Below are 14,403 nucleotides of genomic sequence, written 5' to 3' on the forward strand. Positions count from 1 at the left end.
GACCAAGCGCCGGATCGGGACCGGGGGCGGGCGTCGCCGCCCCCGGTCGCGGGTCGCCTCAGGCCGCGACGTTGGAGACGTCGGAGACGTCGAGAGCGGGATAATCCGTATAGCCCTCCGCCCCGCCGCCGTAGAAGGTCGACGTGTCCGCCTCGTTGTAGGGACCGCCGGACGCGATCCGCACGGGCAGGTCCGGGTTCGCGATGAACATCCGCCCGAACGCCACGGCGTCCGCGCGCCCGTCCGCGACCCATTCGGCCGCCTCCGAGGGCGAGAAGTTGCCGTTGACGACGAACGGGCCGTCGAAGGCCGCGCGCAGGGCCGCCACGATCCGGTCGCCCCGCATCCGGTCGGCCCCGGCACTGAGGAAGTCGTTCGGCCGCACGACGTGCAGATAGGCGAGGCCCCGGCCCGCGAGGGCTTTCGTCGCGGCGGAATAGGTCGTCAACGGATCGTCGTCGAAGCTCTTGCCCGCCCCGCCCTCGGGGGACAGGCGCACGCCGATCTTCTCCGCCGGCATCACCTCGCACAGCGCCTCCAGCGCCTCGGTCAGGAAGCGCAGCCGGTTGTCGAGCGTGCCGCCGTAGGCATCGTCCCGCCGGTTGGAGGAGCTGCGGATGAACTGGTCGATGAGGTAGCCGTTCGCCGCGTGGAGCTCGACCCCGTCGAAGCCGGCCCGCAGGGCGCAGGCCCCGGCATGGCGGTAATCGTCCATGATCCGCGCGATCCCGTCCACGTCGAGCGCGCGCGCCCCGGGATGCGGCACGGTCGGGCCGTCGGGATGCAGGTCGCCGACGAAGGCCTCGCCCTCCGGCGTCCATTCGCTCGCGGAGACCGGGGCGCCGCCGTCCGGCTGGAACACGTTGTGGCTGATCGCGCCCACGTGCCAGAGCTGGCAGAAGATGCGCCCGCCGGCAGCATGGACGGCGTCGGTCACCTTCTTCCAGCTCTCGACCTGGGCATCGGTGAAGATGCCGGGCGTCCAGGCGTAGCCCTGCCCCTCCGGCGAAATCTGCGTGGCCTCGGACACGATGAGGCCGGCGCCCGCGCGCTGCGCGTAGTATTCGGCATGCATGTCGGTCTGCGTGTTCTCGGGCGCGACGGATCGCGACCGCGTGAGCGGCGCCATCACGATGCGGTTCCGCGCCGCGGTCGCGCCGAACGCGATCGGCGCGAAGAGGGGGGCGTTGGCGGTCGGGGTCGGGGTGTCGGTCATGGGATGCTCCTTCGATGGCCCGGAAGGGGCCGGGCGCGTTCTGCGGTGCAGCTAGGTCCGGCGCGCCGCGCCGCAACGGGCGGCGGCCCTGCACGGGCGCGGAGGTCGGTCTCTCACGATGCGCGAGCCGACCGGCGGGGCGGCGCCCGTCTTGCCCTCGCGCGCCCCCTCCCCTAACAGGCCACGACGGTGGACAGAGGCCCGCATGCCGCGACTCGTGATGAAATTCGGCGGAACCTCCGTCGCCAATCTCGACCGGATCCGACGGGTGGCGAAACGCGTCGGCGTCGAGGTCGCCAAGGGCTACGACGTGATCGTCGTCGTTTCCGCCATGTCGGGCAAGACCAACGAGCTCGTGGGCTGGGTGGGCGAGACCGGCGCCTTCTTCGACGCGCGCGAATACGACGCCGTGGTTTCCTCGGCCGAGAACGTGACCGCGGGCCTCCTCGCGCTGACGCTGCAGGAGAACGGGATCGACGCGCGGTCCTGGCAGGGCTGGCAGGTGCCGGTGCAGACGAACTCCGCGCATTCCTCCGCCCGGATCGGCGCCATCCCCAGCGACAACCTCGACGCGAAATTCCGTCAGGGCATGCGCGTGGCCGTGGTGGCGGGCTTTCAGGGGATCAGCCCCGAGGGCCGGATCACCACGCTGGGCCGCGGCGGTTCGGACACGACGGCGGTGGCCTTCGCGGCGGCCTTCGACGCGGAGCGCTGCGACATCTATACCGACGTGGACGGCGTCTACACGACCGACCCCCGGATCACGTCCAAGGCCCGCAAGCTCGACCGGATCGCCTTCGAGGAGATGCTGGAGCTCGCCTCGCTCGGCGCCAAGGTGCTGCAGACGCGGTCGGTGGAACTGGCGATGCGCTACAAGGTGAAGCTCCGCGTGCTGTCGAGCTTCGAGGAAATGAGCGACGATGCGGGCACGCTGGTCTGCGACGAGGAGGACATCATGGAATCGAACGTGGTCGCCGGGGTCGCCTTCAGCCGCGACGAGGCGAAGATGACGCTGGTCTCGGTCGCCGACCGCCCCGGCGTGTCCGCGGCGATCTTCGGGCCGCTCGCCGAGGCGGGCGTCAACGTCGACATGATCGTGCAGAACATCGCCGAGGACGGGCGCACGGACATGACCTTCTCCCTGCCGGTCGATCAGGTCGCCCACGCCGAGAAGGCGGTGCGCGACGCGATGGCGCGGGAGGAGATCAACTTCCACGACCTGATCGCCGACGAGGGGGTGAGCAAGGTCTCCGTCGTGGGCATCGGCATGCGCTCCCATGCGGGCGTCGCGGCGCGGATGTTCAAGGCGCTCTCGGCCGAGGGGATCAACATCAAGGTCATCACCACGTCCGAGATCAAGATCAGCGTGCTGATCGACCGGAAATACATGGAGCTCGCCGTGCAGGCGCTGCACGACACGTTCGAGCTCGAGAAGATCTGAGCGGCCGGCGTCTCGACGAGATCGGACGGATGGCTGCCCGGCCCCGGGGATGGGCGATGGCGGCCCGCAAGCGGATCCTGTCGGTTGCCTTAGCGGAACGTTAAGCCATCGGGCATAAATGTGGCGGCCATGCCGTCCCTCGATCGCCTTTCGCTGTTCTGGTGCCTGCTCTGCGTCGGCGTGCTGCTGCTTCTGCCCGCGCTGACCGGCGACGCGACCGCGCTGATCGTCCGGCCCTGACGGGGGCGAACGCGCGGCCGGGGCCGCCAAGCCCCCTCCCCATCTTGACGCGCCTCGGCTAAGAAGGGTGCGGACGCGGACGGGGGGCTCATGGCAGCGCCGAAGGACAGCGACAGCCGCAAGCTGCTGCGGCGGCTCCAGGCCGTCATGGCCGAGGCGGCCGAGGGGCAGGAACGGCTCGACATGATCGTGCGGCTTGTCGCATCGTCGATGATGACCGACGTCTGCTCCGTCTACCTGCATCGCGACGAGCAGACGCTGGAGCTTTGCGCGACCTGCGGGCTCAACCTCGAAGCGGTGCATGTCACCCGGCTGCGGGTGGGCGAAGGGCTCGTGGGTCGCGTGGCGCGTTCGCGCGGGCCGCTCAACACCGCCGACGCGCCCTCGACCAAGGGGTACCGCTTCATGCCGGAGACCGGCGAGGAGGTGTTCTCGAGCTTCCTCGGCGTGCCGGTGCAGCGGCTGGGCGAGCGGCTCGGCGTGCTGGTGGTGCAGTCGAAGGATGCCCGCGAGTTCAAGGAGGACGAGATCTACGCCCTCGAGGTCGTGGCCATGGTGCTGGCCGAGATGACCGAGCTCGGCGCCTTCACCGGCGAGGGCGAGGCGCTCCGGCCGCGGCATGCGAGCCAGGTCCTGTTCAAGGGCGTGACCGGGCAGGAGGGCGCCTGCGAGGGCACAGTCTTCCTCCACGATCCGCGCGTGGTCATCACCAATCCCGTCACCGACGACCCCGAGGCGGAGGTCGTGCGGCTCCATTCCGCGGTGGACGAGCTGCGGATGTCCGTGGACCGGATGCTGGGCGAGGCCAGCGGCGACCGCGCGCAAAAGGAGGTGATCGAGGCGTTCCGCATGTTCGCCTATTCGCGCAGCTGGGTCCGGCGCATGGAGGAGGACATCAACGCCGGCCTCACCGCCGAGGCCGCCGTGGAAAAGCAGCAGACCGTCGCCCGGGCCCGGATGCGGGTGGCGGAGCCCTACCTGCGCGACCGGCTGGCCGATCTGGACGACCTGTCGAACCGGCTCCTGCGGATGCTGACCGGACAGGGGCGCGACCGCGGCGCCCTGCCCGACAAGGCCGTCCTGGTGGCGCGCAACATCGGGCCGGGGGAGTTGCTGGAATACGGCCGCAAGCTCCGGGGCGTGGTGCTCGAAGGGGGATCGGTCGGAAGCCATGCGGCGATCGTGGCCCGGGCCTGGGCGATCCCGCTGGTGATCCAGGCGGAGGGGATCACCACCGAGGCGCTGTCGGGCGACCGCATCCTCGTGGACGGCGATCAGGGCGTCGTGCATCTGCGGCCCGATGAGATCGTCCGCAAGGCCTTCAGCGAGAAGCTGGAGATGGCGGCGCAGGCGCAGAAGCGCTACGCCACGATCCGCGACACCGATTGCGTCACGCTGGACGGGCAGCGCATCGAGCTGATGATGAATGCGGGGCTTCTGGCGGATCTGCCGTCGCTGCCGAGCTCGGGGGCCGAGGGCGTCGGCCTGTTCCGCACGGAGTTGCAGTTCCTCGCCCGCAACGTCGTGCCGAAGCGGGGCGAGCTGGCCGCGCTCTATTCGGGCGTGATGGACGCGGCGGGCGGCAAGCCGGTCACTTTCCGCACGCTCGACATCGGGTCCGACAAAGTGCTGCCCTACATGAACCGCCCCGAGGAGCCGAACCCGGCGCTCGGCTGGCGGGCGATCCGCGTCGGCCTCGACAAGCGCGGCGTCATGCGGATGCAGCTGCAGGCGCTGCTGCGCGCGGCCAACGGGCGCGACCTTAAGGTCATGTTCCCGTTCATCGCGCAGCTGCAGGAATTCATCGACGCCCGCGGGCACCTGAGCCGGGAGATCGCGCGTGAGAGGGTGCTCGGCCATACGCTCCCCAGCCGGATCACCGTCGGCGCGATGCTGGAAACGCCGTCGATGGCCTTCGCGCCGCGGCGCTTCTTCGAGGAGGCGGACTTCATCTCCGTCGGCGGCAACGATCTCAAGCAGTTCTTCTTCGCCGCCGACCGGGAGAACGAGCGCGTGCGCCGCCGCTACGACACGCTGAACGTCAGCTACCTGTCCCTGATCGAGCAGATCGTCGGGCGCTGCGCGGAGACGGACACGCCGGTCTCGTTCTGCGGCGAGGATGCGGGGCGTCCGGTCGAGGCGCTGTGCTTCGCGGCGATGGGGCTGCGCTCCTTCTCGATGCGCCCGGCGAGCATCGGGCCGGTGAAGCACATCCTGCTGCGCGCGAACGTGGCGGAGGTGCGCGAGGTCATCGACCGTGCGCGGGAGGCCGGGGAGCAGACGGTGCGCGACGTGGTGATGGAGTATCTGCGCGCCCGCTGAGGGCGCGCTGGACTTCGCGCCGCCCTAGCCGTATATACGGGCGGATACACCCCGGAGGCCGCCATGATCGAGACCAAGATCCGCAAGGTCGGCAATTCCGCCGTCATGACCCTGACCGGCGAGATGCTGGCGATGCTCGACGCCAAGGCCGGGGATTCGCTGTTCGTGGTCCGCGGCGACGATGGCTCGCTCCGGATCATGGCGCACGATCCGTCGGTGGCCGAGGCGCTGGCGGCGGCCGAACTGGTGATGGACGAGAACCGCGACCTGCTGGCCGCCCTGGCGTGACCGCGCCGGTCTGGGTGCCGCTGCCGGCGATCCGGATCGTCCACGACCGACAGATCGCCCGCCACGGCGGCGCGCCGGGCCTGCGCGATGCGGGACTGCTCGAGATGGGCGCGGCGCGGGCGCTGAACCGCGCCGCCTACGGTACGCCGAGCCTTTTCGCGCTGGCGGCCGCCTATGCCTACGGGATCGCCAAGGCCCATGCCTTTGTCGACGGCAACAAGCGCACCGCCTTCGTGACCGCGCTCACCTTTCTGCGCCTCAACGGCCTGGCCTTCCGGCCCGACCCCGTGGAGGGCGTGCGGATGATGGAGGATCTGGCCGCCGGGGCGGTGACGGAAACGGCCTTCGCCGCCTGGCTCGAACGGGGCAGCGCGCGGATCGCGTGAAAACCCCCGCCGGATCGCTCCGGCGGGCGTCGTTCCGGGAACCGGGCGGGTTCAGACCGGCGTGATGACGACTTCCACGCGGCGGTTCTGCTGCTTGCCGGCGGCGGTGTTGTTGGTCGCGATGGGCTGCGACTCACCGCGGCCGATCGGGATGATCCGCGCGGCGGGCACGCCCTGCGAGATCAGGACGCTCGCCACCGAGTTCGCGCGCCGTTCGCTGAGGTCCTGATTGTAGGCCGCCTCGCCGTCGCTATCGGTGTGGCCGATCACCTGCACCGTGGTGTTCGGATATTGCAGCAGGTTGCCGCCGAGCGCGCGGATGTCGCCCTGCAGATCGGGACGGAGCGTCGCGCTGTCGGTCGCGAACAGGATGTCCTGCGGCATCGTCACGATCAGCTCGCTGCCGGTGTTGTTGATGGTGATGCGATCGTCGCCGAGCTGGTTGCGCAGATCGGCGGCCTGCCGGTCGAGACGGGAGCCGACGGCGCCGCCGATCAGGCCGCCCGCGAGCGCGCCCCCGGCAATCTCGTCCGCGCGGCTGCCGCTGCCGGCCAGCGCGCCGGCCGCGGCGCCCACGCCCGCGCCGATCAGCGCGCCGTTGCGAGTGCGGTTCGGCTCGCCGGTGGTCGCGTCGACGCAGCCTGCGAGAACGAGGCTGCCGGCAAGGGCGGCCAGAACGGGGGTCTTGATACGTGTCATGTCGGTCTTTCCAGATGAATCCTTGGTGGGTCGTGCGGCGCGACAACGCGTGCCCGGACGGCCTGTTCCGTCCCGCTCCCGGCGACGAATCGCGCGGGCGGCGCCCTGCCGCAGATGACCGGAGCGCCGCCGATAGGCAATATCGCTCGGGCGTCAGGCGCGTGCCGCCTCCGCCCGCCCGCTTTCCCAGGCGAGCATCGCGCGCTTCACCGGCAGGCCCCAGTGATAGCCGCCGAGCCCGCCCGACTTCCGGAGCGCCCGGTGGCAGGGGATGAGCCAGGCCACCGGGTTGCGCCCGATCGCGGTGCCCACGGCCCGGACCGCGCCGGGATTGCCGATCGCGCCGGCGATCTCGCCATAGGTGGTGACATGGCCCGAGGGAATGCGCATCAGCGCCTCCCAGACCTTGATCTGGAACGGGCCGCCGATGAGGTGCAGCCGCGCCTCGCCCCGCATCTCGCCCAGGGATTCGGCGAAGGGCGCGATGGCCGAAGGCTCCTCCACCAGCCGCGCCGCGGGCCAGCGCGCGCCCATATCGGCGAGCGCGGCGTCGCGCCCGGTCTCCGCCGCGAAGGACAGGCCGCAAAGCCCGCGCTCCGTGGCCATCGCCAGCATCTCCCCGAAGGGTCCGTCGAGCCAGCCGTAGCGAATCGCGAGCCCGCCGCCCCCCGCCGCGTAATCGCCGGGCGACATCGCCTCCCACCGCAGGAACAGGTCGTGCAGCCGCCCCGTCCCCGACAGACCGGTCGAGGCCGCCGTCTCCAGAAGCGTGAACCGCTCCCGCAGGAGCGCCTTGGCATGGCCGAGCGTCAGGTATTGCCCGAACCGTTTCGGGCTCACCCCCGCCCAGGCCGAGAAGGTGCGTTGGAAATGCGCGGGGCTCATCCGCATCTCGGTGGCCAGGTCTTCCAGCGAGGGCGGGTCGTCCGCGCGCGTGTCGATCAGGTCGATGGCGCGGCGAATGACGGCGTAGTGGTAGCGCGTCGGGGGATCCGCATCGGGGGCGATCTGCAGGGCGGTCTGTGACATCAAAGCCTCCGGCGCGACGAGTGTCGATGCCCGACCATAGCCGCCCCGCCCCGCCCCGCGCGACCCGGAACCTGCGGCAACGGCACGGGCTTGCGAGGCCGCCCCGCCCGCGTCAGAAGGGGCGCCATGCCGCGCCCGCTCGACTACCCGACCCAGAAGGCGATCTTCGCGCGCTTCCACGCGGCGGAGCCCGAGCCGAAGGGCGAGCTCGAGCACGTGAACGCCTATACCCTCGTCGTCGCCGTGGCCCTGTCCGCGCAGGCCACCGATGCGGGGGTGAACCGCGCGACCCGCGCGCTCTTTCAAGTGGCCGACACGCCGCAGAAGATGCTCGACCTCGGACTGGCGGGCCTGACCGAGCATATCCGCACCATCGGCCTTTACCGCAACAAGGCGAAGAACGTGATGTCGCTGAGCCGCATCCTCGTGGAGGCGCATGGCGGCGAGGTCCCCTCCAGCCGCGCCGCGCTGCAGGCCCTGCCCGGCGTCGGCCGCAAGACGGCGAACGTGGTGCTCAACATGTGGTGGGGTCATCCCGCACAGGCGGTGGACACCCATATCTTCCGCGTCGGCAACCGCACCCGCATCGCCCCCGGCAAGGATGTCGAGGCCGTCGAGCGCGCCATCGAGGACAACGTTCCCGCCGAATACCAGCGCCACGCGCATCACTGGCTGATCCTGCACGGCCGCTACATCTGCGTCGCGCGCAAGCCGAAATGCCCGGCCTGCCCGATCCGCGACCTTTGCCCCTACGAGAGCAAGACGCCCGAAGCGTCGGCCTGACCCCATCCTGCGAGGACAAATCCCATGAGCTACGACGTCATCGGCATCGGCAACGCCATCGTCGACGTGATCGCGCCCGCCACCGACACGTTCCTCGACCGGATGGGGATCGAGAAGGGCATCATGCAGCTCGTCGAGCGCGAGCGGGCGGAGATGCTCTACGCGTCCATGTCCGAGCGGGTGGAGGCGCCGGGCGGCTCGGTCGCCAACACGCTCGCGGGGATCGGCGCGCTTGGCCTGTCGACGGCGTTCATCGGCAAGGTGAAGGACGACGCGCTCGGCCGCTTCTACGCGAACACGATGGAGGGGGCGGGCACCGCCTTTCCCCATCCGCCGCAGCATGTGGACCTTCCGACCTCGCGCTCGATGATCTTCGTTTCGCCCGAAGGGGAGCGGTCGATGAACACCTATCTCGGCGCGGGGGCCGATCTGGGCCGTGCCGACGTGCCCGACGTGTTCGGGCCGGGCATCCTGTTCCTCGAGGGTTATCTCTTCGACAAGGACGAGGGGAAGACCGCCTTCGCCGAGGCGGCCGCGAAGATGAAGGCGGCGGGCGGCAAGACCGCGATCACCATTTCCGACCCGTTCTGCGCCGACCGCCACCGCGCCGACTTCCAGCGCCTGATCGCCGGGGACATGGACATCGCCATCGGCAACGCCGCCGAGTGGACGACGCTCTACCAGACCGACGACCTCGACCGGGCCATCGGAATGGCGGCCGAGGCCTGCGAGATCGTCGCCTGCACCCGGTCCGGGGAGGACGTGTGGATCCGCTCGGGCGACACCCGCGCCACCGCCCCCGTCACCGCCATGACGGTCGTGGACGCCACCGGCGCGGGCGACCAGTTCGCCGCGGGGTTCCTTTACGGCCTTTCCTCGGGCCGCGACCTCGAAACCGCGGCGCGCATGGGCGTGATCGCCGCGCGGGAGGTGATCGGCCATATCGGCCCCCGGCCGGCCACCGACGTCGCCGCCTTGTTCCGCGAGGCGGGGCTCCTCTGACGCCTTCGGTGCCGTCGGGGCTTTCCGCCGGGCCGATCCGGGCCTAGCGTCGCGTCCGAACCATCGGGGGAGCCTCACATGCATATTCTCGTCACCGGCGCCGCCGGCATGATCGGCCGCAAACTGACCCAGGCGCTTTGCGCGCGGGGGGAGCTGCGCGGCCGGAAGATCACCGGACTCACGCTCGTCGATGTCCAGCCGCCGGTCCTGCCCGACGGCGTGCCCGGCGCGGCGATGGCCGTGGACCTCGCCGATCCCGCCGCCGCGCCGGCGCTGATGGAGGCGCGGCCGGACGTCGTCTTCCACCTCGCCGCGATCGTCTCGGGCGAAGCGGAGGCGGACACGGCGAAGGGCTATGCGGTCAACCTGAACGGCACGGTCGCGCTTTGCGAGGCGATCGTCGCGCAGGCGGAATACTGCCCCCGCTTCGTCTTCACCTCCTCCATCGCGGTCTTCGGCACCCCCCTGCCGGAAGTGATCGACGACGCGGTGCCGCCCCGGCCCCTGACGAGCTACGGTACGCAGAAGCTGATGGGCGAGATGCTGGTCGACGACCTGTCGCGGAAGGGCCGGCTCGACGGCGTGTCGCTGCGCCTGCCGACGATCTGCATCCGGCCGGGCAAGCCCAACGCGGCGGCGTCGGGCTTCTACTCCTCGATCCTGCGCGAGCCGCTGATCGGGCAGGAGGCGGTGCTGCCGGTTTCCGACACGGTCCGGCACTGGTTCGCTTCGCCCCGCGCGGCCGTGGGTTTCCTGCTTCACGCGGCCGAAATGGACACCGCGCCGATGGGTCAGTCCCGCGCGCTGAACCTGCCCGGCGTGAACGCGACCGTAGCCGACGAGATCGCCGCGCTCGAGCGGATCGCCGGCCCCGCGGCCACCGCCCTGATCCGCCGCGAGCCGGACGAGACGACCGCGCGCATCGTCGCCGTCTGGCCCGAGGCGTTCGACCCCGCCCGCGCCCGCGCGCTGGGCTTCGAGGCGGATGCCGACATGGATGCCATCATCCGGGCGCATTTGGAGGACGAGCTCGACGGACGCATCCCGGTCGCCGAGAGCTGAGCACCCGGCCGGACCCGCAGGGCCTCCGGCGGGGATATTTGGAAAGCAAAGACGATGGGGCCCCGCCACCGGGTCCGACATGCGGAGGGGTGACGGGGCCGTCTTCGCTTGCGGTCATCGGCGTCCCCGCCTGTACCGCGCCGCTGATCTCGCACGTCAGGCATTAAAAGGCGGTCAAGGGCGTCTTTGCTTCGAAAATATCCCCGCCGGAGGCTCCGACCCGTCGGCGTGCGCCACGGCGGGTATCCTACCAGTGCGGCGGGCGCTGATCGGCCAACGGCACGGTGCCGCCGGTCGCGGCCTCCGCTTCCGCCGCGCGTTCCATCAGGAGGCGGACGCGGCGTTCCAGCGTGGCGATCTCGCCCGCCTGCCGCGCCACGACGTCGGAGAGATCCTCGACCGTGCGGGTCAGGTGGGCGATGCGCTCTTCGAGTTGTTCCACGGGCAGAGCCTCCGGGTTGTGCGCGCGGGGCGCGGAACGTATGGACCGGGCGAATTCGAGGGACCGGGTCATGGCAAGGAAAGACAAGCCCCGCCGCACGCGGGCGGAGACGCCGAAAGGCTTCCGCGACTATTTCGGCGCCGAGGTCGTGGAGCGCAAGGCCATGCTCGACGCGATCGCCGAGGTCTACCATCTCTACGGCTTCGACGCGCTCGAAAGCTCCGCCGTGGAGACGGTCGAGGCGCTGGGCAAGTTCCTTCCCGACGTGGACCGCCCGAACGAGGGCGTGTTCGCCTGGCAGGAGGACGCGGACTGGCTGGCGCTGCGCTACGACCTGACCGCGCCTCTGGCCCGCGTCTACGCGCAGCATCGCAACGACCTGCCCACGCCCTATCGCCGCTACGCGATGGGTCCGGTCTGGCGCAACGAGAAGCCCGGGCCGGGGCGGTTCCGGCAGTTCTACCAATGCGACGCGGACACGGTGGGCACAGCGAGCGTGGCAGCCGACGCCGAGATCTGCATGATGCTTGCCGATACGCTTGAGGCGGTGGGGATCGCGCGGAGCGACTACGCCATCCGAGTCAACAATCGTAAGGTTCTGAATGGTGTGATGGAAGTCGTAGGGCTCCTTGACCCTAGTAATCCTCACGCGAGCCTCCTTGAGCGGGGCATCGTTCTTCGTGCCATCGATAAGCTTGATCGTCTGGGCGAAGCCGGCGTCCGCGCGCTCCTCGGCGAGGGCCGAGTTGACGAGAGCGGCGACGTGGCCAAGGGTGCAGGCCTTTCTGAGGGGCAAATAGACATCATAACGGCGTTTCTCGGGTCTGCGAAAAACGCGCGTCTGCTCTTGAGTGAAGGCGTCACATTGGCAGAACGGGAGAAAGGTGCCGAGCGGAGGGAAAAGATCGATGCCGCGGCTTCTGGATGGAACGAGCTAATCTGCAATGAGCTGAAATCCATCGTTGGAGACAGCACTCAAGGACAAGAAGGGGTTCAAGAACTTGAGAAGATTGCCGAGCTTGTGGCTATTGGTGGTTACAATCAAAATCAGATAACGATTGACCCCTCCGTCGTGCGCGGGCTCGGCTACTATACCGGTCCCGTCTTCGAGGCCGAACTGACCTTCGAGATCACCGACGAGAAGGGCCGGCCGCAGCGGTTCGGCTCGGTCGCGGGCGGGGGGCGCTACGACGACCTCGTGACCCGCTTCACCGGGCAGGCCGTGCCGGCCACCGGCGTCTCGATCGGCGTGGACCGCCTCCTTGCCGCGCTGCGCGCCAAGGGGCGGCTGGGGGACGCGGCGGCGGGGCCGGTCATCGTCACCGTCATGGATCGCGACCGCATGGCCGAATACCAGCGGATCTGCGCCACGCTCCGGCAGGCCGGCATCCGGGCGGAGGTCTATCTCGGCAACCCGAAGAATTTCGGCAACCAGCTCAAATACGCCGATCGGCGGGGCAGCCCGGCCGCGATCATCCAGGGCTCCGACGAGGCCGCGCGCGGCGTGGTGCAGGTCAAGGACCTCGTCCTCGGCACGCGGCTCAGCCAGGACGCCACCGTCGAGGAGTGGAAGGAGAACCCGTCCCAGAGCGAGGTGCCGCTCGATGAGCTCGTCACCCATCTCAGCCGCCTGCTGAAATGATCACGCCCGAAGACCGCGACCGCGCCGCGGCCATCCTCGCGCGGTTCCGCGAGGCCGGCGCGCGGCCGGTCGCGGCGGAGATCCTGCAGCCCGCCGGCACGCTGCTCGACCTTTACGGCGAGGACATCCGCGCGCGGGCCTTCACCACGCAGGACCCGCTGGCCGGGGAAATGATGCTGCGCCCCGACTTCACGGTGCCGGTGGTGCAGGCGCATATGGCGGGCGCCGCCGACCCCGCGCGCTACTGCTACGCGGGCGAGGTGTTCCGCCGGCAGGAAAGCGACCCGGACCGCCCGCGTGAATACCTGCAGGCGGGCTACGAGGTCTTCGACGCCGCCGACCCCGCCGATGCCGATGCGGAGGTCTTCGCGCTCCTTCACGAGGTACTGGCGCCGTGGCGGCCGGTCGCGGCGACGGGCGATCTGGGCATCCTGATCGCCGCTGTCGCGGGGCTGACGACATCCCCGCGGCGGCGCGCGGCCCTGCGCCGGCATATCTGGCGCCCGGTGCGGTTCCGCCGCCTGATGGAGCGCTTTACTGGCCGATCCGTCCGTCCCGCGAAGCGCGCGGCCCTGCTAGCGGCATTGGAAGGCGTTCCGCCCGAGGATCTGGTCGCGCGGGCCGGCACGATGGTCGGCCTGCGCGAAAGCGGCGAGATCGCGGCACGGCTCGACGCGCTGCGCGAGGACGCCGCGGAGCCGCCGGTGGCGCGGAGCGAGGCCGACGTGCTCGACACGCTGCTGACGATGGAGGGGTCGATGGCGGCGGCGATCGGCCCGCTGCGCGACATGGCGGTGGACCTGCCGACGCTCGGTCCCGCCGCCGACCGGCTCGAGGCGCGCGCGGAGGCGCTTGCCCGGCGCGGCCACGACCCCGCCGCCCTGCCCTTCGCGCCGGCGCGGAACCGGACGGCGATGGAATATTACGACGGATTCACCTTCACCCTTTCCGCGGCGGGCCGACCGGACCTCGCCCCGCTCGGCACCGGCGGGCGCTACGACGCGCTGACCGCGGTGCTGGGCGGCGGGCGCGGCGTGCCGGCCGTGGGCGGGGTCGTGCGGCCGGGCCTGCTGGCCGGCCTCGCGGAGGGCGCGCGATGATCCGGCTGGGCGTGCCGTCAAAGGGGCGGCTCATGGACAAGGCTTTCGACTGGTTCGGCCGCCACGGCCTGACGCTCAGCCGGACGGGCAATGACCGCGAATATGCCGGCCGGGTCGAGGGGGCGGAGATCGCGCTTGTCTTGCTTTCCGCAGGGGAAATCCCGCGCGAGCTCGCCGCCGGACGCATCCATCTGGGCGTGACCGGCAGCGACCTCGTTCGCGAGAAGCTCGTCCGTTGGGAGACGAAGGTGGAGACGGTCGCGCGGATGGGGTTCGGCCATGCGGATCTCGTCCTTGCCGTGCCGCAGGTCTGGATCGACGTGGACACGCTCGACGACCTCGACGCGGCGGCGGCGCAGTTCCGCGCCACGCACGGGCACCGCCTCCGGATCGCGACCAAGTACCACCGACAGGTCCGCGAGTTCCTGCGCGAGCACGGCGTGGCCGATTATGCCCTCGTCGACAGCCAGGGCGCGACCGAGGGAACGGTCCTGAACGGCACGGCGGAGGCCATCGCCGACATCACGTCAACCGGGGAGACGCTTCGGGCGAACCACCTGAAGGTGCTCGACGACGGGCTCGTCCATGCCAGCCAGGCCACGCTCTTCCGGTCGCGCCCCGCCCCGTGGGACGCAGCGGCGCGGCGGGAGTTCGACGCGCTGCGAGCGCGGCTCGGGACGGCGAACTGACCGCGACGGCCGACGAAGCCGCCATGCCGGACTCTCGGCCCCGCCCGGCGGCACGCCGGGCC

14 protein-coding genes are annotated in these 14,403 nt (G+C 70.5%); 10 read left to right on the forward strand and 4 right to left on the reverse strand.

What is annotated here, in order from left to right:
* Positions 1–58 precede the first annotated feature (58 nt).
* Positions 59–1,216, reverse strand: a complete 1,158-nt coding sequence (locus Q1B08_RS02710; protein WP_299814272.1) for an alkene reductase — start codon at positions 1,214–1,216, stop codon at positions 59–61.
* A gap of 205 nt (positions 1,217–1,421) precedes the next feature.
* On the opposite strand from Q1B08_RS02710, the gene Q1B08_RS02715 reads away from it, so the two are divergent.
* From Q1B08_RS02715 to Q1B08_RS02730, 4 genes are all read left to right on the forward strand, one after another.
* Complete coding sequence (locus Q1B08_RS02715) at positions 1,422–2,657, forward strand: aspartate kinase (RefSeq protein WP_299814275.1); 1,236 nt, start codon at positions 1,422–1,424, stop codon at positions 2,655–2,657.
* 330 nt (positions 2,658–2,987) lie between these two features.
* Complete coding sequence (gene ptsP / locus Q1B08_RS02720) at positions 2,988–5,219, forward strand: phosphoenolpyruvate--protein phosphotransferase (RefSeq protein ID WP_299814278.1); 2,232 nt, start codon at positions 2,988–2,990, stop codon at positions 5,217–5,219.
* A 63-nt stretch (positions 5,220–5,282) separates the two neighbouring features.
* Positions 5,283–5,507 carry a transcriptional regulator/antitoxin MazE gene (locus Q1B08_RS02725; RefSeq protein ID WP_299814281.1) on the forward strand — a complete coding sequence of 75 codons (225 nt, stop codon included), beginning with the start codon at positions 5,283–5,285 and terminating at the stop codon, positions 5,505–5,507.
* Positions 5,504–5,893 carry a type II toxin-antitoxin system death-on-curing family toxin gene (locus Q1B08_RS02730; RefSeq protein ID WP_299814284.1) on the forward strand — a complete coding sequence of 130 codons (390 nt, stop codon included), beginning with the start codon at positions 5,504–5,506 and terminating at the stop codon, positions 5,891–5,893. Before Q1B08_RS02725 ends, Q1B08_RS02730 begins: the two co-directional genes overlap by 4 nt.
* Before the next feature lie 51 nt (positions 5,894–5,944).
* On the opposite strand, the gene Q1B08_RS02735 is transcribed toward Q1B08_RS02730, so the two are convergent.
* Positions 5,945–6,592 carry an OmpA family protein gene (locus tag Q1B08_RS02735; RefSeq protein WP_299814287.1) on the reverse strand — a complete coding sequence of 216 codons (648 nt, stop codon included), beginning with the start codon at positions 6,590–6,592 and terminating at the stop codon, positions 5,945–5,947.
* 153 nt (positions 6,593–6,745) lie between these two features.
* Entirely contained in the window at positions 6,746–7,621 is an 876-nt protein-coding gene (locus tag Q1B08_RS02740) for a bifunctional helix-turn-helix domain-containing protein/methylated-DNA--[protein]-cysteine S-methyltransferase (RefSeq protein WP_299814290.1), read from the reverse strand.
* Between the two features lie 126 nt (positions 7,622–7,747).
* On the opposite strand from Q1B08_RS02740, the gene nth reads away from it, so the two are divergent.
* The 3 genes from nth (at position 7,748) to denD (ending at position 10,468) form a co-directional block, all read left to right on the forward strand.
* Entirely contained in the window at positions 7,748–8,404 is a 657-nt protein-coding gene (gene nth / locus Q1B08_RS02745) for an endonuclease III (RefSeq protein ID WP_299814293.1), read from the forward strand.
* 24 nt (positions 8,405–8,428) lie between these two features.
* Entirely contained in the window at positions 8,429–9,406 is a 978-nt protein-coding gene (locus tag Q1B08_RS02750) for an adenosine kinase (RefSeq protein ID WP_299814296.1), read from the forward strand.
* 78 nt (positions 9,407–9,484) lie between these two features.
* Positions 9,485–10,468 carry a D-erythronate dehydrogenase gene (gene denD / locus Q1B08_RS02755; protein ID WP_299814299.1) on the forward strand — a complete coding sequence of 328 codons (984 nt, stop codon included), beginning with the start codon at positions 9,485–9,487 and terminating at the stop codon, positions 10,466–10,468.
* 247 nt (positions 10,469–10,715) lie between these two features.
* Here denD and Q1B08_RS02760 read toward each other — a convergent pair whose 3' ends face one another.
* Entirely contained in the window at positions 10,716–10,910 is a 195-nt protein-coding gene (locus Q1B08_RS02760) for a SlyX family protein (RefSeq protein WP_299814302.1), read from the reverse strand.
* Between the two features lie 70 nt (positions 10,911–10,980).
* Here Q1B08_RS02760 and hisS point away from each other — a divergent pair, with 70 nt between their 5' ends.
* The 3 genes from hisS to hisG are packed head-to-tail and all read left to right on the forward strand — an operon-like array spanning position 10,981 to position 14,341.
* A complete protein-coding gene (gene hisS, locus Q1B08_RS02765) occupies positions 10,981–12,552 on the forward strand; it encodes a histidine--tRNA ligase (RefSeq protein WP_299814305.1) in 1,572 nt (523 codons plus the stop codon).
* Positions 12,549–13,652: an ATP phosphoribosyltransferase regulatory subunit gene (locus tag Q1B08_RS02770; RefSeq protein WP_299814308.1), complete on the forward strand. Its 1,104-nt coding sequence runs from the start codon at positions 12,549–12,551 to the stop codon at positions 13,650–13,652. Before hisS ends, Q1B08_RS02770 begins: the two co-directional genes overlap by 4 nt.
* On the forward strand, positions 13,649–14,341 hold the full coding sequence (gene hisG / locus Q1B08_RS02775; RefSeq protein WP_299814311.1) for an ATP phosphoribosyltransferase: 693 nt from the start codon (positions 13,649–13,651) through the stop codon (positions 14,339–14,341). Before Q1B08_RS02770 ends, hisG begins: the two co-directional genes overlap by 4 nt.
* Positions 14,342–14,403 lie beyond the last annotated feature (62 nt).

This window comes from uncultured Jannaschia sp. (assembly GCF_947494025.1).
Taxonomy (GTDB): domain Bacteria; phylum Pseudomonadota; class Alphaproteobacteria; order Rhodobacterales; family Rhodobacteraceae; genus Jannaschia.

Bases quoted from the DNA above. Each gene is read 5' to 3' on its own strand.
- Q1B08_RS02740 (WP_299814290.1), bottom strand. From the start codon at position 7,621: ATGTCACAGACCGCCCTGCAGATCGCCCCCGATGCGGATCCCCCGACG.
- Q1B08_RS02715 (WP_299814275.1), top strand. From the start codon at position 1,422: ATGCCGCGACTCGTGATGAAATTCGGCGGAACCTCCGTCGCCAATCTC.
- hisG (WP_299814311.1), top strand. From the start codon at position 13,649: ATGATCCGGCTGGGCGTGCCGTCAAAGGGGCGGCTCATGGACAAGGCT.
- Q1B08_RS02710 (WP_299814272.1), bottom strand. From the start codon at position 1,216: ATGACCGACACCCCGACCCCGACCGCCAACGCCCCCCTCTTCGCGCCG.
- Q1B08_RS02735 (WP_299814287.1), bottom strand. From the start codon at position 6,592: ATGACACGTATCAAGACCCCCGTTCTGGCCGCCCTTGCCGGCAGCCTC.
- nth (WP_299814293.1), top strand. From the start codon at position 7,748: ATGCCGCGCCCGCTCGACTACCCGACCCAGAAGGCGATCTTCGCGCGC.
- Q1B08_RS02725 (WP_299814281.1), top strand. From the start codon at position 5,283: ATGATCGAGACCAAGATCCGCAAGGTCGGCAATTCCGCCGTCATGACC.
- hisS (WP_299814305.1), top strand. From the start codon at position 10,981: ATGGCAAGGAAAGACAAGCCCCGCCGCACGCGGGCGGAGACGCCGAAA.
- Q1B08_RS02750 (WP_299814296.1), top strand. From the start codon at position 8,429: ATGAGCTACGACGTCATCGGCATCGGCAACGCCATCGTCGACGTGATC.
- ptsP (WP_299814278.1), top strand. From the start codon at position 2,988: ATGGCAGCGCCGAAGGACAGCGACAGCCGCAAGCTGCTGCGGCGGCTC.
- denD (WP_299814299.1), top strand. From the start codon at position 9,485: ATGCATATTCTCGTCACCGGCGCCGCCGGCATGATCGGCCGCAAACTG.
- Q1B08_RS02770 (WP_299814308.1), top strand. From the start codon at position 12,549: ATGATCACGCCCGAAGACCGCGACCGCGCCGCGGCCATCCTCGCGCGG.